Genomic DNA, 21317 nt, shown 5'->3' with positions numbered 1-21317 from the left:
GGTGCTACCAGCTACTCCAACGGGGGTGATCCGGATGCTCAAGAACCATCTGCGTCGAGACCTTCAGTGGCTCAAGCGCCAGGCGCGCAAGGACAGGCGGATCACCGTGGTCCTGCTCACCGGCGTGTCGGCCGCCTGGGTCCGCCAGCTCCCGCCGTCGGACCTTCTGGGCGGCTCCCCGATCCTGCTGGCCCTCTCGCTGGGGCTGCTCGGCGGGTCGGGGGCGGCCTGGCTGATGTCGGCGTACTTCGTCACCAGGACCCTCAAGGCGCGCAGGGAGCCCGCGGAGGAGCTCCGGTGGATCTCCAGGATCAGCCGGGGCAAGGAGTGGGCCTTCTGCTCGCTGAGCGCTTACGTGGCCTGGCACCTGCTGCAGTTCGTCACGGCGGTGGTGCTGGGCTGAACAGGACGGCGGCGGGGTGCCACCCACGAATGGGGCCTGGTGGCACCCCGCTGTCACGCCCGGGTCAGCCGGGCCGCTTCCAGCGCCTTGACGTGGATGCTCGAGTCCGCGAGCACGAACTGCACGATCTCCGCGGTGTCCAGCTCGGCCAGGCCGAAATCGACGTCGGCGTGGGCGTCGCACCAGTCGACGATCCGGCGGGGGTCGGCGAGCGGGCCGGCGAAGTGGACGAGGCTGACGTACCAGCGGTCGCGTACGCGTCCGTGCTCCAGGTCCCGCACGCCGCGCGCGGCCATCGCGCGCGCGAACCGCTCCCACAGCCTGACCAGCGTGTCGTCCTCGGGATGGCCGCAGACCAGGACGCCGCCGGGATGCGGGCTCACGCCCGCCAGCCGCACCCGCGCGGGCCGGACGCCCTGCGCCGCCTCGGCCAGGGCGTCCCGGTAGACCGCGCGGAGCGGGTCGCCGGCCGGGATCCGGTCGCGGTAGGGCTCCAGGGACCTGAGCGTGACGTGCAGGGTCCGCCTCCCGTGCACCCAGTGCCCCGGCGCCTCGATGGTCCCGGCCAGCGCCGCCAGCCGGTCCAGCACCTCGCCCGAGGGGCGGAGCACGGCCGCCGCTCCCCACCGCCTCGCGCCCTCCACCATGGGACTGTCGTGGGTCGCCCGGCCCGCCAGCAGAGCCGCCCGCCCCTCGCTCCGGAAGTCGGCGAAATCGGACATCCGTGCAGTATGCCTGATCCCGCCACGGATAGAGCGGGGCTTGTGCGGGCAGTGGCAGATCGACGGAGGGAGGTGGGGCACGTGTCCGGCGATCTGGTGGTTCCTGACGGCGCTCATGGAGTGGTGGTGTTCGCGCACGGCAGCGGCAGCAGCCGGCTCAGCCCGCGCAACCGCTACGTGGCCGGGGCGCTCAACAAGGCGGGGCTGGGCACGCTGCTGTTCGACCTGCTCACGCCGCAGGAGGAGGCCGACAGGGCGAACGTCTTCGACATCGCGCTCCTGGCCGAGCGGCTGCTGGAACGTACGCGATGGCTGCGCGAGCAGGAGGACGCGGCGGGGCTGCCCATCGGCTACTTCGGGGCCAGCACCGGCGCGGCGGCGGCGCTGTGGGCGGCGGCCGAGCCGGACAACGCGGTCTCCGCGATCGTCTCGCGCGGCGGGCGGCCCGACCTGGCGGGGCCTCGGCTCGCGGCGGTCCGCGCGCCCACGCTGCTCATCGTGGGCGGCCGGGATCCGATCGTGGTGAAGCTGAACGAGGAGGCCCAGCAGCGCCTGCACGCCGAGAGCCGCATCACCGTCGTGCCCGGGGCCACCCACCTGTTCGAGGAGCCCGGCGCGCTGGAGACCGTGGCCGAGCACGCCAGGAACTGGTTCACCACTCACTTCAGGGGTACCGCATGACCGGATTCAGATGGTCGGCCGTCTGCCTGGACGCGCTCGACGCGCCGACGCTGGCCGCCTTCTACCGCGAGCTGCTCGGCTGGCGGGTCAAGGAAGACGAGCCCGAGTGGGTGCTGCTCGCCCCGCCAGAAGGCGGCCCCGGGCTGGCCTTCCAGAGCGATCCCGGCTTCGTCCGCCCGGTCTGGCCCACCTCGCCCGGCGAGCAGGGGATGATGATGCACCTGGACATCGAGGTCGACGATCTCGACGCGAGCAGCGCCCGCGCCGTCGAGCTGGGCGCGGCCATGGCCGATTTCCAGCCACAGGATGACGTACGCGTGCATTTCGACCCGTCCGGGCACCCGTTCTGCCTCTGGGTGAGCGGGTAAGCCAGACCGATACGTAGCGGGAGCGGCCAATTACGTTGCCGTGATCCACTCTTTGTGAAAACGTCGAATGGTGGTCGAGGTCCCGCCGCTTCTCGAGCTGTCCGGCCTCGCCTGGCAGGCGCACGGCACGCGCCGCGCCCTCGCGCCCGATCCCCTGACGGTCGGCCCGGGGCGCACCGCCGTGGTGGTGGCCGCCGGCTGCGCCGAGGCCGACGCGTTCACCGACATCCTGGTCGGCCTGGAGATGCCCGACGACGGCCAGATCCGCATCCACGGCCAGGAGATCACCATGCGGCTGCCGGCCGAGCGCGAGATCGGGCTGATCCCGGCCGGGGCGGGCCTGCTGCCGCACCTGACCGTCGAGCAGAACCTCGCGCTGACCGCCCGCGACGACCAGGCGTCCCCGCCCATCCGCGGCATGGTCGCCTATATGGCCAAGAAGACCGACATCCAGGGCTTCCTGCGGTCGCGGCCGCACGAGCTGGCCCACGACGAGCGGCTGCACGTGGCGCTGGCGCGGGCCCTGTGCCGGCGGACGGCGGTCAAGGTGATGGTGGTCGAGGACCGCACGGGCTGCGGGCCCTGCCACGCGGCCGTGAGCGCGGCGCTGGGCACCGACCCCAGCCTGGCCGTGCTGGTCGTCACCGACGACCGGACCAGGGTGGCCAGCCTCGCCTCCCCCTCGCGCTTCTGGGAGATCGCCGATGCCCCTGACCCGTAGAACGCTGCTGGCCGCGCTGCCCGCGGCGGCCCTCGCCGGCTGCGCCCGCGAGCGGCCGCTGCAGGTGGCGGTGGTGTGGAGCGGCGACGAGCTGCGGCGCTTCCTCGGCGTGGTCAAGGAGTACGGGCGCCCGGTCCACGTCTTCTCGGCGGGCGACAACATCGCCGCCGTGCTGCGCGGCCCCGCGGAGGAGGTCATACCGGACGTGGCCGTGATCCCGAGGCTGGGCCTGCTCTTCGATCCGACGATCGGGCCGCGCATCCGGCCCTGGACGGGCGACCACCGGCAGCAGGAGTTCTGGCGGGGGCTCGTGACGCCGCCCGGGAGCCACGAGGAGCTGGGCGCCTGGTTCAAGCTCGCGCACAAGTCGCTCGTCTGGCACCGGGCCGGGGAGTACACGCCGCCCGCCGACCTGACCTCCTGGCAGCCCACCCCGGGCAGCGTGGCGATCGGGGCGGCCGACGGGTGGGTGCTCAGCGACTGGTTCGAGAACGTGCTGCTCGCCTTCGCCCCCGAGGTCTACGGCGGCCTCTTCCCGCCCGGGCTGCCGGGCAACCCCGACTGGTGGAGCGCGCCGCAGGTCGCGGACGCGCTGGAGCTGCTCGGCACGATCTGGCGCGGCGCGTTCACCCCCGAGCAGGCCCGGCGGGCGCTCACCATGCAGTTCCACGACTCGATCTTCGACGTCTTCGCCTACCGCACCGCGGCCGTGGTGGCCGCCCCCGACTTCGCCCTGCCCGTCATCGAGCACTACGGCGGCAAGGGCGTCGCGGCGCACTTCCGCTTCCCCGCCTACGGGAGCAACCCGGCCCCGCTGGTCGTCGGCGGCGACGTGGCGGTGACGATGCGGGACGGGCCGGCGCACGCGGTCGAGTTCGTCAACTGGCTGACCAGGCCGCGGGCGAGCGGCGAGCACGACGCGCTGACCGGCTGGATCGCCGACGGCGGCTTCCTGACGCCGTTCACGCCGCCCTCCCACGAGCTGCTGCGCGGCCCCGCCCAGGAGCTCAACGCCGCCGACAACGCCCACTACGACCTGTCCGACCGGCTCATCGGCGGCCTGGAGGGCGGCGACGGGCGCGGGCTGTGGCGGGTGCTCACCGAGCTGTTCACCGACGTCGCCGCCAACGAGGTCGATCCCGCCACGGCCGCGGGCGCGGCCCGCGACAAGCTGGTCGCGGGCAGCAAGGAGGGAGCCCTGTGAGCCGGCGCGACGCCTTCCTGTTCGAGGCCGCCACGCACCACGACGCCAGGATCCCGCTGGTCCGGCACGGGATCGGCCGCCTGCGCGCCTCGCTCTACCTCCTCCTGGCGGTCCTGCTGTCGGCGGGCGTCATCCTGGTCCCGCTCTGCGCGACGGTGGTGTTCAGCCTCTCGGCCGGGCCCGGCGCGTACGACGTGCTGCTCGACGGCCGGGTGCTCCAGTCGCTCGGCAACTCGTTCATGTGGCTGGTGCTGGCCGTGGTCGTGTGCGCCGTGGGCCTCGGCCTGGCCTGGCTGGCCAGGAACGCCGGCCCGGTGCTCGGCGGCGTGCTGCGCTTCCTGCTGGTGCTGCCGGCCGCGGTGTCCCCGCTCACCACGGGCGCGATCTTCCGGCTGATGTTCGACACCAACCCGCGCCGCGGCCTGGTCAACGCCCTGTTCGGCACGGAGGTGGCCTTTCTCGGCCCCGTGTGGATCTGGGTGGTGTTCGGGCTGGCGCTGGTCTGGCAGTGGGCCGGGGTCGCGTTCCTGGTCTTCCACGAGGCGCTGGCGCGGCTGCCCACCAACCTGCTGCGGATGGCCAGGGCGTTCGGCGTCGGGCGGCGGCGCAGGCTCTGGTCCGTCGTGGTCCCGGCGCTCGCCGGGCCGGCCGCGCTGGCGTACCTGTTCGCGCTGGCGGCGGCGGCCCGGGTCTTCGACGTGGTGCTGATGGGCGCGCCCGGGTCGATGCAGGCCGAGGTCGAGGGCGGCGGGCTGTTCTGGTGGCGCCACCACGGCGACCTGGGCGACACGCGGGCCTCCGCGCTCTCCGTGGGGCTGTCGGCGCTCGTGGCCGTGATGGCGGTGCCCGCCCTGTTCGGGCTGCGCGGGCGGGTGACCTGGGCCGAGCCGGTGGTCCCGCCGCCGCCCAGGAAGGGCTGGCGGATCTGGCTGCTGTGCGCGGCCGTGTCGGTGCTCTGGGTGGTGCCGTTCCTGGTGCTCGTGCTGACCTCGCTGCGCGACCCGGTCGCCGCGGCGCTGTCCGGGTGGTGGGGCGGCGGTCCCTGGACGCTGGGCTCGTACACGGAGGCGCTGGCCGACGGCGGGTTCACCGGTGCGCTCGGCACCACGTTCCTGCGGGCCGTCGTGGTGGTGTGCCTGGTGCTGCTGGCCGCCGTGCCGGCCGCTTATGTGCTGGCGCACGAGCACCTGCTGCCGCGCCGGGCCTGGCGGCCGGTGCTGCTGGTCGCGGTGGCCCTGGCCGTGCTGCCGCCGCAGGCGTTCGCGGTGCCGCTGGAGCGCTGGCTCAGCCCGGTCGTCGGCACCGCTCCGGCGCTGGCCATCGTGCACGCGGCGCTGGTGATCCCGCTGGCGGTGCTGGTGCTCCACAACGCGTTCGTCCGCGTGCCGGCCCCCATGCTGGCGCGGGGCCGCTGGGAGCTGTTCCACGTCGTACGCGAGGCGCGCCCGGCCCTGGTGCTGGCCGCGGTCCTGGCGTTCGTCCTGGTCTGGAACGACACGGTCGTCGGCCTGCTGCTCAACTGGCCGTCGGGCGACCACCTGCCGCTGATCCTGCTGGAGCAGGCCCGCCACTTCATGAGCGCGGCCGGGCCGCTGGCGGCGCAGTCGGTGATCGCGACCGCGGTGCCCGTGCTGCTGGTGGTCGTCACCGGGCGCTGGCTGTACCGGGGGCTGACGCGAGGGGTGCGCCCATGACGGATATCTCGCGAAAGGACCGGCTGCGCTTCCGCCTGTCCCAGCTCTCCCGGCAGGCCGGGGCGCACCTGCCCGAGCTGGGGCTCGGCGGGCTGCTGACCGTGGGCGGCACGGTCCTGTTGCTGCAGGAGAAGCTGATCGAGCGGGTGACGGAGTGGCTGCCCCCCTGGCTGCTCGTCATCCTGATCCTCTCGCTGCCGATCGTGGCCGGCTGGTTCACCCATTTCGTACGCAGCCGCCGCAAGGCCCCGCCCCAGCCGGTCTTCCAACGCCTGCCCTTCCCCGACAGGATCGACGGGCTGGTCGGCAGGGACGCCGAGATCCAGCAGGTCAAGGAGCGCGCGAAGGAGCGCGGGATCGTCGTCGTGCAGGGCGCGATGGGCATGGGCACGTCCTCGGTGGCGACCCTGGCCACATGGGACCTGACCGCGGACGCCCGCAAGCAGCGCTACGCCGACCTGCGCGGCCCCGACAGGGACCACGCGGAGACGCCGCTGAGCGTGGCCCAGCGGGTCCTGCGCACCCTCGACCGGCCGCCCGGCGCGATCCAGGAGCCGGAGGACGCCACCGCGCAGGTGATCGACGCGCTCACCGGCACGGACCGGGTGCTCCTGCTGGACAACGTCAGCACCTGGAGCCAGATCGCCTGGCTCCCGCCCCGGGTGCCGGGCGCGCACATCGTGGTGGCGGGCACGTTCACCGACGAGCTGCCGCAGCACATCGAGCCGATCCAGCTCGGCCCGCTCGCGCCCGAGGCCGGGCAGGCGCTGCTGGCCCGCCACATCGGCGACGAGCGCGTCAACCGCGACCCGAAGGCGCTCGGACTGCTGGTGGACGCCTGTCTGGGCAGCCCGCTGGAGATCGTCAGGATCGGCCGCTGGCTGGCCCGCAACCCCGGCGTCGCGCTGCAGTCCCTGGTCGACGACCTGCGTAACCTGTCGGTCGTCAAGACCCTCGACTTCGTGCTCAACCTCAGCGTCAGGCAGCTCAGGCCGACGGCCAAGCAGCTGTTCGTCCTGCTGGCTGGCCTGCCGATCGCCGAGGTGGACCACCGGGCGGCGGCCGCGCTGCTCGGCGTGCCCTCCGCCGCCGACGCGATCGGGGAGCTGGCCGACCTGGGCCTGGTGGAGAACGTACGGATGACGCGCGTCAGGGTGACCGGCGCGTTCCCCAGCGGCACGCCCGGACCGCCTCCCTCGCCGAAGGACGCCGCGGCCTGGCGGCGGCTGGTCGAGCACTTCGCCGACGAGGCCGACTCGTTCGCCGCGCTGTTACCCGGCGAGGAGGCCCGCGCCTGGTTCGCGATCGAGGACAGGGTGCTGCTGGAGGTGCTGGCGCACGGGAGCCCCGTGCCCAAGACCGCCCGGGCGCTGGCGCGCATCGCGGACGGGCTGGAGACCTGGTTCCGGCTCGAACAGCGGCACGAGGACCGGCTGCGGGCCGCCAAGGCGCTGGCCGAGGCGGCCAAGGCGCTGCGCGACGAGCACGTGCAGGCCACGGCCGAGCTGCGCCAGTGCGCGATCCTGCTCACCTGGGGCGACCCGACCACCGCGCGCCAGCACTTCAACCGGGCGGCCAGGCTGCGGGTCAGGGTGGAGTCGTGGCCCGCCGAGCTGCACCTGGAGCACGCTGCCATCCTGCTGGCCGCCGGCGACGAGTTCACCGCCGTCGAGTCGGCGCTCGTGCGCTACGGCCAGGCGCTGTCCGGCGGCGACCTGGCCGGGCACTCGCTCCGGCTGATCAACGTGGCCGCGCTGCTGCTGCGCAAGGGGCAGACGCTCGACGGCGACGGGCGCGACCTCGAGGCGCGCCGCCTGTACGACGACGCCCGCATCGTGCTGTTCGAGTCGCTCGACCTGGCCACGCGGGCCGAGGACGACGGCGCGGCGGCGCACGCGCAGGAGCTGCTCGCGCTCGCGCACCACTATCTGGGGCTGCGCTTCGACGCCAGGTCCAACCTGAAGGATGCCGAGCGGCTCTACGCGGAGACCGCGGACGAGATCGGGCGGGCCCGCTGCCTCGTACAGCGGGCCGGGGTGCTGCTGGAGGAGCCCGATCACCGTCCCGAGGACGTCGTCGCGCTGCTGGAGGAGGCCGAGCCGCGGCTTCCCCCCACGGGGGTGAGCACGGCGCTGGCCCACCTCCACCTGGCCCGGCTGCGGGCCGGGAACGCCGCCGGCCACCGCGACGCGGGGCTGGCGGCGCTCTCCCCCTGGGACGGGATCGCGGAGCCCCGGCAGGTCCGCGAGCTGCGCGCGAGCCTGTCGGGGCTGTGAGCTCACACCTGGATCGTGGCCAGGGTCCTGCCGTCGAAGGTCTCGACCGTGAAGTGGTTCAGCTCGGACTCCGGGAGGCTGGTGCCGCCGTGCAGCAGCAGGGGGTCGGGGGCCCCGGGCACGCCGTACCCCTTGTCCGGCACGCCCCAGCTCGCCACCACCTCGGAGCGGCCGTCGTTGCCCACCGCCATGAGGCGGCACTGCAGCGGGCCCTTGACGCCCTTGAGCTCCAGCGCGACGTGGGTGCCCCAGCCCTTGTCCTCCAGCCCGACGAGAGCGGACACACCGGTGCTCTTGTCGGTGGCGGAGTAGGTGTGGCCGGTCATGAGGAGCGCGCGGGCCGGGCTGTGGATGCTGTCGGGGTTCGGGCCGCCGGTGACCGAGCTGACGGCGAGGAAGACGCCGGCCGCGACGAGCACGCAGGCCGCGGCGGACATGAACGTGCGGTAGAGGCCCCGGCGGCGGCGTTCGGTGGCGGCGCGGCGCACCAGGAGCGATTCGACCTCGGGGTCGGGCGGGCTGGGCAGGAGGTCGTCCGGGTGGACGGTCTTGATCAGCTCCCCCATCTCGGCGAACGCCCCGGCCTCCTCCGCGCAGCTCGGGCAGCCCCTCAGGTGGCGCTCGAACTCGGCCTTCTCCTCCCCGCGGAGCAGGCCGAGCGCGTACGCGGCCACGTCTTCGTGACGCACCTCGGTCATGAGCGCGTCACCCCCCTTTCCTCGTGACGCATCTCCATCATGAGCGCGTCACCCCCCTCTCGCGGTGGCTCGAAGTGACGCGCCTCCCTCGTCATGGCAACGTCACCCCCCTTTCGGCGTGGCTCTCGTCGTGACGCGCCTCCCACGTCATGGCAGCGTCACCCCCCTTTCCTCCAGCGCCACGCGTAACGCGCGCATGGCGTAGTACACGCGGGACTTCACGGTGCCCACGGGCACCCCGATGATCTCCGCCGCCTCCTGGACCGTGCGGTCCAGGAGGAACGTCTCCGTGAGCACCTGCCGATGGGCCGGTGAGAGCGACATCATCGCGTCGGTGACGACGATCTCGCGTAACAGCTGGTCGTCCTCCGCGGCCACCGAGTTGAGGCGTTCCGGGACGTCCTCGACGGTGTCGAGCGGGCGCGAGCCGGAGCGGCGCCGGTTGTCGATGACCACGCGGCGGGCGACGGTGGCCAGCCAGGGCATCAGGGAGCCGGAGTCGGTACGCAGGTCGGGGAGGTTGCGCCAGGCGCGTACCAGGGTCTCCTGCACGACGTCCTCGGCCCAGCGCCGATCGCCACCCGTCAGCCGGACGGCGAAGGCCATCAGGGGGGCGCCGTATTCGCGGTACAGGGCTCGGACCATGGCCTCGTCGGTCACGCGGTGATTCACCCGCGACTCCTCGCGCTGCGGATACCAGGAAATATCCCGCCGATATTGGAATCATCACTCTAGCCACCGGAGGGGGCCAGACGCTGGCAGTTTGCCCTTCTCACCGCTTCGCTGGATTTACCGGTTAAATCATGCCTTGCCCACCTGCGGCGCCTCCCGCGAACCGATGACTCAGTGATCTTCGGGCTCGACGGTGAACAGCTCGTAGCTGTGGCCGTTGGGGTCGCGCACGTACACGCCGCGGCCGCCCGCCAGCCGGTTGATCTCGCGGTCCCAGCCGTTCATCGGGCCGGAGCCGTACTCGATCGCCGGGTCGTCCCCGAGCCGCTCCATGACCGCGTCGAAGGTGTCGTCGTCGACCAGGAAGGCGTAGTGGCCGGGCTGGGGCGCGCGGCGGTCGTCGAAGTCGAGCGTGAGGTCCTCGTTGACGCTGACGGGCGCGAACGGCCCGGCGGGCGGGCCGACCCGCAGCCCCAGCAGGCCGGCGAAGAACGCCGCCGCCGCCTCGCGGTCGGCGGCGGGGACGATCAGGTGGTTCATGACGATGGTCATGACGGTATCCCTTCCGAAAAGATGTGTGTGAAACGCACACAATCATACGTGCGTATCGCATGCAACCTGCCGTAGGGTGAGGGCATGAGCGAGGAGACCGACGGGGGACCGGCGCTGTTCCACCTGGTGCGCTTCTGGTCCCGCCGGTGGGCCGGGCGGGCGTCGGAAGAGCTGACCGGGGAGCCGCGTCACGTGCAGCACATCCTGGTGGTGGAGGCCGTGCACACGAACGCGCGCCCCGACGGGGAGGCGCCCGAGCCGCCCACCGTCGGCACCGTCGCGCACCAGCTCGGCCTCGATCATTCGGGCGCCAGCCGCATGGTCAGGGACGCCGTCGAGGCCGGCTATCTCGCCCGCGACACCTCCGAGCGCGACCGGCGCCGCGCCTGCCTGCGGCTCACGGAGAGCGGCCACGCGCTGCTGGCCGGGGCCAGGCAGTGGCAGCGCCGGGCCTTCGAGGAGCTGACCGCCTCCTGGGACGAGCGCGACCGGCGGCAGTTCGCGGCCTACCTGAGCCGGCTGGCCGACGACCTCGGCGCCTGACCCCCGGCGGTCTCAGGCGTCGCCCGCCTCCATCAGCCGGTCGAGCCGGAGGCCGAGGTCGATCATGTCGCAGCGCAGCGAGTCGATCTTCCCGAGCAGGTCCGCCTGAACGGCCTTGTAGTTCTCGCTCAGCTGCACCCGGACCCCGGCGACCTCGACGATCAGAGCCTCGAAGTCCTGGCCCACCTCGGTGCGGACGTCCGCGATCTCGGCCCTCAGCTCGGACACGCCGATCGACACCTGCGCGACGAGGGCCGGCAGCTCGGACCGGTACGGGCCGGCCTGGGCCGGGACGATGTCGTCGTGCCGCGGGCTTCGGTTGGAGCGCAGGGCCGCTTCGAGGGTTTCCACCCGGAGCTTCAGGTCGAGGATCTCCGCCTCTACGTTCACGCACACCTACCTTCGCTGCGGCCGGAAGGGATCCCGGCCCGTGGCCAGGGCCCTTGCTTTGTGTGAGCACATGATGGCAAGCCGTTCATGATCAGGAGCGATCGATCGTCGAAGCGGGTACGGATTTTTCTCCGAAGGCAGGCGTGCCGTCCTCCCGGGACGTGCAGATTCGACCCCGGGCCGGATGACGTTCGCCGGTCCGCGGGTGCCGTGTCCCCGTCCGCAATGGTGACGGCCATCGCGTGAACGCTCCCGCGAAAGAGCCACGCTTCACGTTTCGCGGAAGAACTGGCGATGGCCGCAGGGACAGTTTGCTGGCTGGCCGATCGCCGGTGAAGTCCCATCGCGATCGGTGACTCCTACTTGTTGGGAGGGGAGCCGGATGACCGTACTTTCGGCCGGTGCGGCGGGCGGGCGGCGGCTCCTAGCCTGGGCGTGTGCGGGTGCTGGAGTGGCGGGCCGGGGTCGCGGCCGACGTGGCAATCGGCGCGGTGTCCGCGGCGGTGCTCGCCTTCTACTGCTACCGGATCGGCGCGAGCTGGGGTGGCGCGTACTGGGTGCTCGGGTGCGCCGCCGGGGCGGCGGTCTGCGCGCTCGCGCTCGTGCGCCGGCGCGACCGGTTGTGGACGGCGGTCACGGGGCTGGGCGTCGCGGCGGCCGCCGTCGTGGCCGCCCGGGTGGCCCACCTGCCCGCCGAGCCCGGCCCCGGCGTGACCTTCGGGCTGTCCGTGCTCGTCGGGTCCGCCGTCCGGGTGCTCGCTCCCCGCCCGGCCTGCGCCGTCGCCGGTGGCGGGCTCGTGGTGGTGGCGGCGGCCCTCGCCGTCGGCTCCCAGCCGGCCGTGGGGACCATGAGCGCCGCGGGCTGGGCGGGCGCCGTCGTGGCCGGGCTGTGGCCTCGGCTGCTGGCCGGCCGCCGCCGGGCCGTCGAGGAGCGCGTACGCCGTGGGGAGCGCATGGAGCTGGCCAGGGAGCTGCACGACGTCGTCGCCCACCACGTCACGTGCGTCGTGCTCCAGGCGCAGACCGCGCGGTTGCTCGCGCGCAAGCAGCCGGAGCGGCTGGAGACCTCGCTGGCGGACATCGAGGCGGCCGGCTCCGACGCCCTGGCCGCCACCCGCCGCGTCGTCGGCCTGCTCCGCGACCCGGCCCGGGGCCTGCCCTCCCTCGACGGCCTCGACGAGCTGGTCAGGCGCTTCGGCGGCCACGGACCCGCCGTACGGCTGCGGCTGCCCGAGGGCGAGGACACCTCGCTCTGGCCGCCCGAGGTGGCCACCACCGTCTACCGGATCGTGCAGGAGTCGCTGACGAACGTCTCCCGCCACGCCCCGCAGGCCCGCTCGGTCACCGTCACCGTCACGCGGGCCCGGAGCTCGGTCACCGTCGAGGTCGCGGACGACGCCCCGCCCGCCCTGGCCCGCCGGCTTCGACGCGTCGGACATGGGGGATACGGCCTGGTCGGGATGCGCGAACGCGTCGAGGCCCTGGGCGGGACGCTGCGCGCGGGCCCGCGCCCCGGCGCCGGCTGGTCCGTGGCCGCCACCCTCCCCGTCCCGGCGCGGGAGCAGCCATGAGCGCCGCGGGCATCACCGTCCTGCTGGCCGACGACCAGGCGATGATCCGTGACTGCCTGCGCCTCATCCTGGAGGACCAGCCCGACATCAGCGTCGTCGCCGAGGCCGCCGACGGCGCCGAGGCGGTCGCCCTGGCCCGCCGGCTGCGCCCCGACGTGTGCCTCGTGGACATCCAGATGCCCGGGCTCGACGGCATCGAGGTCACGCGGGCCCTCGCGGGGCCGCAGGTCGCCGAGCCGCTGCGGGTGGTCGTCGTCACCACCTTCGACCTCGACGAGTACGTCCACGGCGCTCTGCGCGGCGGGGCGGTCGGCTTCGTGCTGAAGGACGTCGGCCCCGACCTGCTCGTCGAGGCGGTCCGGGCCGCGAACGCCGGCGACGCCCTGATCTCCCCCTCGCTCACCCTCCGGCTGCTGCGCCACCTCACGGCCACCGCCGCCCCGGCCGGGCGCGCGCCCGCGCAGCCGCTGTCGGAGCGGGAGTTCGAGGTGGTCCGGGCCGTGGCCAGGGGCCGCACCAACCAGGAGATCGCCGCCGAGCTCTTCATCTCGCTGAGCACCGTCAAAGGGCACGTGTCCGGCATCATGACCAAGCTCGGCCTGCGCAACCGGGTCGAGATCGTCGCCTGGGCCTGGGAGCACCGCCTGGTCGACTGAGCCGCTACGGATCCGCCAGACCGCCCTGGGCCCGCAGCTCCCTGCGCGACGGGAGGCCCAGCTTGCGCAGCGCGCTGGAGACGTGGCTCTCCACCGTCCGCCTCGACAGGAACAGCTCGGTGGCGATCTCCTGGTTCGTCTTGCCCTCCGCCGCCAGCAGGGCCACCTCCCGTTCCCGTGACGACAGCGTCTGCCCGTGGGACGGCCGTCCGCCCCGCCACGGGTAAGGGATCGGCACGCCGTTCTGCCGCATGATCCGGCTGATCCGGGCGAGGTCCCGGTCGGCCCCCATCGCCGCGTACAGGCGCAGCGCCGCTTCGAGCGCAGGACCGCCGTCGCCCGTGCCGCGTTCGCAGCGCCATCGGCCCAGGCGCTCCGCCGCCTGGGCCTCCTCGTAGCGCAGCCCGGCCTCCTGAAGGGTGGTACGCGCCGCGTCGAGCAGTCCGTCGGCCTCCGGCCGGTCCTGGGAGACGACGGCGCGGGCGGTCAGGAGCGCTGCCCGCGCGATCGGGGCGTCGGCGCCTTCGAGGCCGGTGCCCAGCTCGTCCACGAGCTCCACGGTCCCTGCCGTCCTGCCGAGCGCGTCCACCAGGCACAGGACGGTCTCCGCGCCCCACACCCAGTTCCCCTTGGCCCGTACGAGGGACAGCGCGGCGGTGGCGTGCTCGGCGGCCCCGGCGACGTCGTCCAGGGTCAGCAGGAGGCGGGAGAGCGTCATCTTGGCGGGGATGAGCGGCCAGACGGCGCCGGCCCGTTCCGCGACGGCGATCACCTCGCCCAGGCACGCCACGGCCTCCTCGGCCGGACCCGTCGCCGCCAGCAGCGCGCCGAGCAGCAGCCCCGCCTCCATCGACGCGGCCGGGAAGGCGGCCCAGCCGGGTGTGCCGCCCAGGCGGCGGACCCGGGCCTCCAGGCCGTCCCAGCGTCCCGCCGCCCGGTCGACCGCGGCCGACACCAGCTCCACGACCTCGGCGACCCGCAGGTACTCGGCCTGGCCGGCCACCCGGCGCCCCTCCGCCAGCAGGGCCTCGGCGCGTTCCAGGCGGCCGATGTGCAGCGCGCCCTGGGCCCAGTTGAGGCAGGCGCGGGCGTGTTCCCTGGGCACGCCGCGGAGCCGGTCGTCACGCAGCAGGTCGTCGATGAGCCGCCCGCTCTCCGGGTCCCCCTGCTCCAGCAGCAGGGAGGCCCGCGCGATGCGTACCGCGATGTCCACGTCGGGGTCGCCGCTGCGGCGGGCGGCCTCCCCCGCCTCGTCGCACCGCGCGGCGTGCTCGCTCACGTGCCGGTCCACGACGGTCTCGGGCGCGGCGAGCACGGCCAGCGCGCGCCCGAGCAGCGCGGGCCGGTCGCCGAGGTCGCCGACCGCGCGCTCGATCTGCAGATGGCCGGCCCGTGCCTCCCCCTGCTGGCGCAGCAGCCGGCCGAGCGCGAAGCGCAGCTCGCCGCGCAGGTGGGCGGGCAGCGGCTCGGTGGCGAGAAGGCGTTCGAGCATCGGTACGGCCTCCGCGTGGGCCAGGCCGTCCACCGCCACCCGGCCCAGCTTGACGGCCAGCCGCACCCGCGTCTCCCGGGGCAGCGAGCCGACCTCCAGCGCCTGGAGCAGGAATCGGGCCGCCGTGGCGTCGTTCCCGTGGGACAGGGCGGTGCCGGCCGCGGCCTCCGCGTTCGCCACGAACTCCTCGGTACGCCCCGCGAGCCGGAAATGGTGGGCCAGCCGGGCCACCGGCCTGGGACCCGGCCCGCTCTCCAGTGCCTGCGCGGTCCTGAGGTGCAGCCACCGCCGCTCCGGCGCGGTCACGGACTCGTACACGATCTGCCGCGCCAGCGCGTGCCTGAACCGGGACTGCCCGTCCTCCTCGTGCAGCAGCCCCATGGCCTGCGCCGAGGCGAGGGCCTTGGCGATCTCCAGGGGGCCGCGGCCCGTGACCTCCGCGAGCACCCGGTCGTCGGGCGTCGTGCCGATGACCGCGGCGGCCCCGAGGATCTCCCGTGCGGCGCCGTCCAGGGAGGACAGGCGCTGCAACACCACGTCGCGCAGCACGGTCGGGACGGCCAGGGCGGACAGGACGTCGGGGCGTCCGGGGATCTCGCCGGCGGGCAGCCGCTCCAGCAGCGTGCGGAGCACCTCCTCCACGACGAACGGGATGCCCCCGGTCTTCTCGTAGAGCAGGGCCGCGAACGTACGGGGGAGTTCGGCCTTCAGGATGCTCCGCGCGAGCTCCTCCACCTCGGGCGGGCTCAGCGGGACCAGGGTGAGCACCCGCGCCGGGCCGGACGGCGCGCGGGCGAAGGCCTCACGGATCGGCAGCGACCCCGACCCGGTGCGGACGGTGAGGATCACCGCGACGTCGCGTGGCTGGTGGGCGGCGAGGAAGGCCAGGAAGTCGTGCGTGCCGCCGTCGGCCCAGTGCACGTCCTCCAGGACGAGCACCAGCGGGCTCAGGTGGTCGAGCAGGGCCACGGCCGCCCTGAACACCCGGTGCCGCTCGGCCCGCTGATCCGGTAACGGGGGCAGCGGCGGCGGCAGGTGCCCGGCTAGTTCGGGCAGGAGCGGCGCGAGCGCTCCCACCACCGGGCCGGCCGGCCGGGACGCGATCAGATCGCCCGCCAGGCGGAAGGCGTCGAGCAAAGGGGACAGCGGCAGGGGCTCCTGGAGCTGCTCGCACTGCCCCACGAGCCGGCGCGCCCCGGACGCGGACAGCAGCTCCCCCACCAGGCGGCTCTTCCCGATGCCGGCCTCCCCCTCGACGATGGCGAGCGAGGGCGGGGCTGCGATGACGGTACGGAGGAGGGAGAGCTCGGAGCCGCGTCCGATGAGCACGTCGGAGAGGGAACCCGAGGGGGCGACGCGGGGCATGCGGCCACCCCCTACCTGCCCTAATGGCGATATATCAGAGGAAAACAGGCTACCTGATCTCCTTCTCGCGATAGATGCCACCCAAAAATCCGTATTCGGTACGGATGCCGCCCCCCGGCCGTCCTCATTAGCCTCAGCGATCGTTCCGCGTGATCAGCGGGCGATGCACAGAGGGGCGATGATGGACCTGTCCGAACCTACGCGTGGCCGCCGCTTACTCATAGCGGCGACCGCGCTGATCGCGGTGGCCTGGCCGGGCGTGGCCGAGGCGGAGCCCGCGCCCGAAGAGCAGAAGACCTACATCGTGCAGATGGCGGCGGACCCCGTCGCCACCTACGAGGGCGACGTGGCCGGGCTGTCCACCACCAGACCCGCGCAGGGCGAGAAGATCGACCCGGGCTCGGCCGACGTGACCAGGTACGTGGACCACCTGCGCGGCCGGCACGACGCCGCGCTCAAGAAGGTCGGCGGCGGCAGGAAGCTCTACGAGTACGTCTACTCGTACGGCGGCTTCGCGGCCAAGCTGACCGACTCGCAGGCCAGGGAGCTGCGGGCGATGCCCGACGTCGTGGCCGTGACCGAGGACAGGAAGGTGACGGTCCAGACGTCCTCGACGCCGCACTTCCTGGGCCTCGACGCCCGCGGCGGCCTCTGGGAGCAGCTCGGCGGCCCCACCGGCGGCCGGCACGGCAAGGGCGCCGGCGACGGCCTGGTCATCGGCGTGATCGACACCGGGGTCACGCCGTCCAGCAAGAGCTTCGCCAACCCCGACGGCAGCGGCAGGCCGTACAAGCCGATCCGCGGCTTCCACGGCGCGTGCCCCCAGACGAGTCCGGCGGTCTGCAACGGCAAGGTGGTCGCGGCGCGGCACTTCGACGCGGCCTGGGGCGGCGACGCGGCCGTGCGGGAACTGCTGCCGTGGGAGTTCACCTCGCCGGTCGACTACAACGGGCACGGCACGCACACGGCCTCGACTGCGGCCGGCAACCACGCCGTCCCCGCGACCGGTCCGGCGGCGGCGTTCGGCGCGATCAGCGGCATGGCGCCGCGCGCCCGGGTGGCCGTCTACAAGGCGCTCTGGTCGGCGCAGGACTCCTCGACGGCCAACGGCTACTACTCCGACCTCGTCGCCGCCATCGACCAGGCGGTCGCGGACGGCGTGGACGTCATCAACTACTCGGTCTCGGGCACGAGCACGGACTTCCTCGACCCGGCGGAGATGGCGTTCCTGGCGGCCGCGCGGGCGGGCATCTTCGTCTCGGCCTCCGCCGGCAACGACGGCCCCGCCGCCTCCACCGTCAACCACCCCTCCCCTTGGGTGGCCACGGTCGCGGCGGGCACGCACAACCGCGGCACGCAGGGCTCGATGACGCTCGGGAACGGCACGGCGTACAGCGGGGCCTCGCTGGCTACGGCCAAGGCCGGCCCGGCACCGCTCGTCGACTCCACCGCCGTCGGGCTGCCCGGCGCCGACCCGGCCATGGTGGCCCAGTGCTACGCCGCCAGGAACAACGACGGCAAACCGGTCCTCGATCCGGCCAAGGTGAAGGGCAAGATCGTCATCTGCGACCGCGGGGTGACGCCGCGCGCCGACAAGAGCCTGGCCGTGGCCGAGGCGGGCGGCGTCGGCACGGTCCTCGTGAACGTCGACGAGAACTCCCTCAACGCCGACTTCCACTCCATCCCCACCGTGCACCTCGCGGTGAAGGACCGGCAGGCGGTCAAGGACTACGCCGCCACGAGCGGCGCGACGGCCACGATCGACCAGGCGAGGATCACCGACGACGTCCCGGCTCCCTACCTGGCCGCCTTCTCCTCCCGGGGCCCGCTCAGCGCGGGCGGCGGTGACCTGCTCAAGCCCGACCTGACCGCTCCCGGGCAGGACATCCTGGCCGCGACGGCGCCGCCGGGCAACAACGGGGCCGAGTTCGGGCTGTCCAGCGGGACGTCCATGTCCGCCCCGCACGTCGCCGGGCTCGCCGCGCTGCTGAAGGACCTGCACCCGAGCTGGTCGCCGATGGCCGTCAAGTCGGCCCTGATGACCAGCGGCACCGACGTCCTGGACGGGCCCGGCACCGACCCGAAGGTGATCTTCGGCCAGGGCGCCGGCCACGTCGCCCCCAACAGCGCCGCCGACCCCGGGCTCGTCTACGACAGCGGAGTAAAGGACTGGACGGCGTTCCTCTGCGGGACGACCACGGGCATCGATCGGAAGGTGTGCGACGCGCTGAAGGAGCGGGGCCACTCGCTGGACCCCAGTGACTTCAACGGCCCGTCCATCTCGGTGGGCCGGCTGCCCGGAACGCAGACCGTGACGCGCTCGGTGACCAACGTCGGCGGCTCGACCTCCACGTACACGGCCTCCACCTCAGGACTGGCCGGGATCACGGCCAAGGTCACGCCGAGCCGGCTCACGGTGCGGCCGGGGCAGACGAAGTCGTTCACGGTCACGTTCACGCGGACCACGGCCCCGATGAACGCCTACACGGGCGGGCAGCTCACGTGGAAGGACGGGCGGCACAGCGTACGCGTGCCCGTCCTCGTGCGGCCGGTGCCCGAGACCTGGTCGGCCACGTACGGGGCCGCGGGCGGCGCGGACTCCGCCGAGTTCATCGCGCTCGATCCCAAGGGCAAGCGGGTGTACGTGACGGGCGCCAGCTTCGGGACGTCCCCCGGCGCGCTCAGCCCGAGCATCGCCACCGTCGCCTACGACGCGGCCACCGGCGCGCAACTGTGGAGCAAGGGCTACAAGGGCCCCGCGGGGACGTACGACGAGCCGGCGGCGATCGTGATGAGCCCCGACGGGAGCAAGCTCTTCGTCACCGGCATCAGCGCGGGCACCGACACCGGCAACGACGCAGTCACCATCGCGTACGACACCGCCTCGGGCGCGGAGCTCTGGGTCGCCCGGCACACCGGGCCCGGCAACCTGTCGGACTTCGCCAACGCGGTCGCGGTCAGCCCCGACGGGAAGAGCGTCTACGCCACCGGCATGAGCACGCTGGCCGAGGGCGGCAAGGACGACTACTTCGTCGTCGCGTACAACGCCGGCAACGGGGAGCGCACCTGGCTGCGGCACTATGACGGGCCCGGGGGCGGCACCGACGACGCGCGGGAGATCGAGGTGACCCCGGACGGGTCCAGGCTCTTCGTCACCGGCCAGAGCCAGGGTGTCCCCGGCACGGGCTTCTCCGACTGGGGCACCGTGGCGTTCGCCACGGCCACCGGCGAACAGCTCTGGGCCGCCCGGCACAACGGCCCCGCGAACGGCATGGACATCCCCTCCGGCATGGCCGTGGACGACAAGTCCGTCTACGTCACCGGATCCAGCGAGGGCAAGGGCACGCAGACCGACCTCGTCACGGTCGCCTACGACGTCGCCACCGGCAAGGAGCTCTGGACGGACCGCTACGACGGGCCGGCGCACGGCAGCGACACCCCGCACGCCATCATCCTCGCCGCCGGCAGGCTCTACGTGACCGGCAACACGGAGGGAGAGGGCACGCGGTCCGACTTCACCACGGTCGCCTACGACCCGGGCACGGGTCAGCGGGCGTGGGTGCAGCGCCGCGACGGGCAGGGGAAGGGCGAGGACTACGCCTGGGACGTCGCCGCCACCCCGGACGGCTCCAGGGTCGTCATCACCGGCGAGAGCTCCGACTCCGAGGACGGTGTCGGCGGGAGTGACTACGTGACGGTCGCGTACGACTCGGCCACTGGGCAGGAGGTGTGGACGGGGCGCTACGACGGGGCGGCCGGGGCGCAGGACCGCTCGCACGCGCTGGCGGTGGACGCGGCGGCCGGCATCCGCATCTTCGTCACCGGGGCGACGGCTACGGCCGGGAGCACCTCGGGCTCGATGGAGATCGACTTCGGTACGGTGGCCTACTTCAACCCCTGGAAGCAACCCTGACCCGCGGAGGGGGCCTTCACCCCGAAGGCCCCCTCCCACACTCGGACCGGCACCTCGCCGCGCCGCGAGCCTAAGGTGTACGGGTGCGTCGCATCCTCGTCGTGGGCATCACAGGGGCGGGCAAGTCCACCATGGCACGCTCGCTGAGCAGTCGGCTCGCCGTGCCCTACCACGAGATGGATGATCTCTTCTTCGCCGGCCCCGGCTGGGCCGAGAACGAACGGTTCGCCGCCCAGGTCACCGAGATCACCCGGTCGCCCGCCTGGGTCTTCGACTCGTTCGGCTATCCGGAGGTCCGTGATCTGCTGTGGGAGCGTGCTGACACCGTCGTGTGGCTGGACTACCCCCGGCGGGTCATCATGCCCCGGATCCTGCGGCGGTCGCTGCGCAGGACGCTCCTCCGCGAGTCGATCTTCAACGGCAACCGGGAGACCGTCGCGGAATGGTTCCGGCGGGATCATCCCGCCTGGTGGGCGTGGTCCCAGCACGCGGCGCGACGAGCGGACATCCAGCGACGCGTCCACGATCCACGCTTTGCTCCTTTGCACGTTCTTCGCTTCACCACCGTCCGCTCGTCCGCCACCTGGCTCAGTTCGGTGGGTGAGCCTTCCTGAACCGCCGTCTGTCAGCGGCGGCGTCAGGACGGCGACGGTCCGGCATCAGCGCGGTCGGCGATGCTCTGGACATCGAAAGAAACACCGCACAGGAGCACATCATGCAGAAGTTCGACACCCCCGCCGCGATCTCCGCCGTCCTGGACATCCCCGCGGGACGCCTGCAGTTCATCGCCGCCGACCAGGCCGAGACCACGGTCGAGGTCCGGCCCACGAACGCCTCGAAGAGCCGTGACGTGAAGGCGGCCGAGCAGACCACGGTCGCATTCGCCGACGGCGTCCTGCGCATCGAGACTTCCGCGGCCAAGAACCAGTACCTCGGCCCGTCCGGATCCATCGACGTGACGGTCAAGCTGCCCGCCGGCTCCCGCGTCGAGGCGAAGAGCGCCAGTGCCGAGCTCCGGACCGCCGGCCGCCTCGGCGACGTCGCCTTCGAGGGCGCGTACCGCCAGATCACGCTCGAGGAGACCGCGAGCCTGCGCCTCACCGCGACCGACGGCGACGTCGAGGTCGGCCGCCTCGGCGGCCCCGCCGAGATCAGCACCGCCCGCGGCGACATCCACATCGCCGAGGCCACCGGCGGCAAGGTCGTGCTCCGCACCGAGTCTGGCGACATCTCGATCGCCGCCGCCGCCGGCGTCTCGGCCGCCCTGGACGCCGGTACCAGCTACGGCCGCATCACGAACACCCTCAAGAACGACGGCACCGCCGAGCTCGACATCCACGCCACCACCTCCAACGGCGACATCACCGCCCGCAGCCTGTGACCCACAGGCGGGCCG

The 21317-nt window shown here is 73.3% G+C and carries 19 protein-coding genes; 13 read left to right on the top strand and 6 right to left on the bottom strand.

Annotated features, from left to right (window positions below; translation table 11 throughout):
* Window positions 1-34 precede the first annotated feature (34 nt).
* Window positions 35-403 carry a hypothetical protein gene (locus H4W80_RS39615; protein ID WP_192789748.1) on the top strand — a complete coding sequence of 123 codons (369 nt, stop codon included), beginning with the start codon at window positions 35-37 and terminating at the stop codon, window positions 401-403.
* A 53-nt stretch (window positions 404-456) separates the two neighbouring features.
* Here H4W80_RS39615 and H4W80_RS61610 read toward each other — a convergent pair whose 3' ends face one another.
* Complete coding sequence (locus tag H4W80_RS61610; RefSeq protein ID WP_225963905.1) at window positions 457-1125, bottom strand: 2'-5' RNA ligase family protein; 669 nt, start codon at window positions 1123-1125, stop codon at window positions 457-459.
* Between the two features lie 81 nt (window positions 1126-1206).
* On the opposite strand from H4W80_RS61610, the gene H4W80_RS61605 reads away from it, so the two are divergent.
* From H4W80_RS61605 to H4W80_RS39580, 6 genes are all read left to right on the top strand, one after another.
* A complete protein-coding gene (locus H4W80_RS61605; protein WP_318787271.1) occupies window positions 1207-1806 on the top strand; it encodes a dienelactone hydrolase family protein in 600 nt (199 codons plus the stop codon).
* The gene (locus H4W80_RS39600; protein WP_192789745.1) at window positions 1803-2174 is read left to right on the top strand and encodes a VOC family protein; all 372 of its coding nucleotides are present in this window, start codon (window positions 1803-1805) and stop codon (window positions 2172-2174) included. Before H4W80_RS61605 ends, H4W80_RS39600 begins: the two co-directional genes overlap by 4 nt.
* A 67-nt stretch (window positions 2175-2241) precedes the next feature.
* Entirely contained in the window at window positions 2242-2895 is a 654-nt protein-coding gene (locus tag H4W80_RS39595; RefSeq protein ID WP_192789744.1) for an ATP-binding cassette domain-containing protein, read from the top strand.
* Window positions 2879-4099 carry a hypothetical protein gene (locus H4W80_RS39590; RefSeq protein ID WP_192789743.1) on the top strand — a complete coding sequence of 407 codons (1221 nt, stop codon included), beginning with the start codon at window positions 2879-2881 and terminating at the stop codon, window positions 4097-4099. The genes H4W80_RS39595 and H4W80_RS39590 overlap by 17 nt, the downstream gene beginning before the upstream one ends.
* The gene (locus H4W80_RS39585; RefSeq protein ID WP_192789742.1) at window positions 4096-5793 is read left to right on the top strand and encodes an ABC transporter permease subunit; all 1698 of its coding nucleotides are present in this window, start codon (window positions 4096-4098) and stop codon (window positions 5791-5793) included. Before H4W80_RS39590 ends, H4W80_RS39585 begins: the two co-directional genes overlap by 4 nt.
* Window positions 5790-8069, top strand: coding sequence for a hypothetical protein (locus H4W80_RS39580; RefSeq protein ID WP_192789741.1), 2280 nt, complete (start codon window positions 5790-5792; stop codon window positions 8067-8069). The genes H4W80_RS39585 and H4W80_RS39580 overlap by 4 nt, the downstream gene beginning before the upstream one ends.
* 2 nt (window positions 8070-8071) lie before the next feature.
* Here the strand turns inward: H4W80_RS39580 and H4W80_RS39575 are convergent, their stop codons facing one another.
* The 3 genes from H4W80_RS39575 to H4W80_RS39565 all read right to left on the bottom strand — a co-directional run bounded on the left by H4W80_RS39575 (window position 8072) and on the right by H4W80_RS39565 (window position 9991).
* The gene (locus tag H4W80_RS39575) at window positions 8072-8767 is read right to left on the bottom strand and encodes a zf-HC2 domain-containing protein (protein WP_192789740.1); all 696 of its coding nucleotides are present in this window, start codon (window positions 8765-8767) and stop codon (window positions 8072-8074) included.
* A gap of 147 nt (window positions 8768-8914) precedes the next feature.
* Window positions 8915-9439 carry a sigma-70 family RNA polymerase sigma factor gene (locus H4W80_RS39570; protein WP_378525718.1) on the bottom strand — a complete coding sequence of 175 codons (525 nt, stop codon included), beginning with the start codon at window positions 9437-9439 and terminating at the stop codon, window positions 8915-8917.
* 171 nt (window positions 9440-9610) lie between these two features.
* On the bottom strand, window positions 9611-9991 hold the full coding sequence (locus tag H4W80_RS39565; protein ID WP_192789739.1) for a VOC family protein: 381 nt from the start codon (window positions 9989-9991) through the stop codon (window positions 9611-9613).
* Between the two features lie 84 nt (window positions 9992-10075).
* Here H4W80_RS39565 and H4W80_RS39560 point away from each other — a divergent pair, with 84 nt between their 5' ends.
* Window positions 10076-10534 carry a MarR family winged helix-turn-helix transcriptional regulator gene (locus tag H4W80_RS39560; RefSeq protein ID WP_192789738.1) on the top strand — a complete coding sequence of 153 codons (459 nt, stop codon included), beginning with the start codon at window positions 10076-10078 and terminating at the stop codon, window positions 10532-10534.
* Between the two features lie 12 nt (window positions 10535-10546).
* Here H4W80_RS39560 and H4W80_RS39555 read toward each other — a convergent pair whose 3' ends face one another.
* A complete protein-coding gene (locus H4W80_RS39555) occupies window positions 10547-10924 on the bottom strand; it encodes a hypothetical protein (protein WP_192789737.1) in 378 nt (125 codons plus the stop codon).
* A 437-nt stretch (window positions 10925-11361) separates the two neighbouring features.
* Here H4W80_RS39555 and H4W80_RS39550 point away from each other — a divergent pair, with 437 nt between their 5' ends.
* Complete coding sequence (locus H4W80_RS39550; protein ID WP_318787270.1) at window positions 11362-12495, top strand: sensor histidine kinase; 1134 nt, start codon at window positions 11362-11364, stop codon at window positions 12493-12495.
* Entirely contained in the window at window positions 12492-13151 is a 660-nt protein-coding gene (locus tag H4W80_RS39545; protein WP_192789736.1) for a response regulator, read from the top strand. Before H4W80_RS39550 ends, H4W80_RS39545 begins: the two co-directional genes overlap by 4 nt.
* A gap of 4 nt (window positions 13152-13155) precedes the next feature.
* Here the strand turns inward: H4W80_RS39545 and H4W80_RS63950 are convergent, their stop codons facing one another.
* Entirely contained in the window at window positions 13156-16008 is a 2853-nt protein-coding gene (locus H4W80_RS63950; protein ID WP_192789735.1) for a helix-turn-helix transcriptional regulator, read from the bottom strand.
* Between the two features lie 163 nt (window positions 16009-16171).
* Here H4W80_RS63950 and H4W80_RS39535 point away from each other — a divergent pair, with 163 nt between their 5' ends.
* The 3 genes from H4W80_RS39535 (at window position 16172) to H4W80_RS39525 (ending at window position 21302) form a co-directional block, all read left to right on the top strand.
* The gene (locus tag H4W80_RS39535) at window positions 16172-19921 is read left to right on the top strand and encodes a S8 family serine peptidase (protein ID WP_192789734.1); all 3750 of its coding nucleotides are present in this window, start codon (window positions 16172-16174) and stop codon (window positions 19919-19921) included.
* A gap of 83 nt (window positions 19922-20004) precedes the next feature.
* Window positions 20005-20535: a P-loop NTPase family protein gene (locus tag H4W80_RS39530; protein ID WP_192789733.1), complete on the top strand. Its 531-nt coding sequence runs from the start codon at window positions 20005-20007 to the stop codon at window positions 20533-20535.
* Window positions 20536-20636: 101 nt separating this feature from the next.
* Window positions 20637-21302 (top strand): DUF4097 family beta strand repeat-containing protein, encoded by a 666-nt coding sequence (locus H4W80_RS39525; protein WP_192789732.1) that lies wholly within the window; start codon window positions 20637-20639, stop codon window positions 21300-21302.
* Window positions 21303-21317 lie beyond the last annotated feature (15 nt).

The organism is Nonomuraea angiospora (assembly GCF_014873145.1).
GTDB classification, from domain to species: domain Bacteria; phylum Actinomycetota; class Actinomycetes; order Streptosporangiales; family Streptosporangiaceae; genus Nonomuraea; species Nonomuraea angiospora.
Note: the sequence above shows the minus strand (reverse complement) of the source record. Positions and strands in the feature narration are given on the sequence as shown.

What these genes read in the sequence shown, in the direction of transcription:
- H4W80_RS39615 (WP_192789748.1), top strand. Translation starts at nt 35, where the DNA reads ATGCTCAAGAACCATCTGCGTCGAGACCTTCAGTGGCTCAAGCGCCAG.
- H4W80_RS61610 (WP_225963905.1), bottom strand. Translation starts at nt 1,125, where the DNA reads ATGTCCGATTTCGCCGACTTCCGGAGCGAGGGGCGGGCGGCTCTGCTG.
- H4W80_RS39600 (WP_192789745.1), top strand. Translation starts at nt 1,803, where the DNA reads ATGACCGGATTCAGATGGTCGGCCGTCTGCCTGGACGCGCTCGACGCG.
- H4W80_RS39595 (WP_192789744.1), top strand. Translation starts at nt 2,242, where the DNA reads ATGGTGGTCGAGGTCCCGCCGCTTCTCGAGCTGTCCGGCCTCGCCTGG.
- H4W80_RS39590 (WP_192789743.1), top strand. Translation starts at nt 2,879, where the DNA reads ATGCCCCTGACCCGTAGAACGCTGCTGGCCGCGCTGCCCGCGGCGGCC.
- H4W80_RS39580 (WP_192789741.1), top strand. Translation starts at nt 5,790, where the DNA reads ATGACGGATATCTCGCGAAAGGACCGGCTGCGCTTCCGCCTGTCCCAG.
- H4W80_RS39575 (WP_192789740.1), bottom strand. Translation starts at nt 8,767, where the DNA reads ATGACCGAGGTGCGTCACGAAGACGTGGCCGCGTACGCGCTCGGCCTG.
- H4W80_RS39565 (WP_192789739.1), bottom strand. Translation starts at nt 9,991, where the DNA reads ATGACCATCGTCATGAACCACCTGATCGTCCCCGCCGCCGACCGCGAG.
- H4W80_RS39560 (WP_192789738.1), top strand. Translation starts at nt 10,076, where the DNA reads ATGAGCGAGGAGACCGACGGGGGACCGGCGCTGTTCCACCTGGTGCGC.
- H4W80_RS39545 (WP_192789736.1), top strand. Translation starts at nt 12,492, where the DNA reads ATGAGCGCCGCGGGCATCACCGTCCTGCTGGCCGACGACCAGGCGATG.
- H4W80_RS63950 (WP_192789735.1), bottom strand. Translation starts at nt 16,008, where the DNA reads ATGCCCCGCGTCGCCCCCTCGGGTTCCCTCTCCGACGTGCTCATCGGA.
- H4W80_RS39535 (WP_192789734.1), top strand. Translation starts at nt 16,172, where the DNA reads ATGCACAGAGGGGCGATGATGGACCTGTCCGAACCTACGCGTGGCCGC.
- H4W80_RS39525 (WP_192789732.1), top strand. Translation starts at nt 20,637, where the DNA reads ATGCAGAAGTTCGACACCCCCGCCGCGATCTCCGCCGTCCTGGACATC.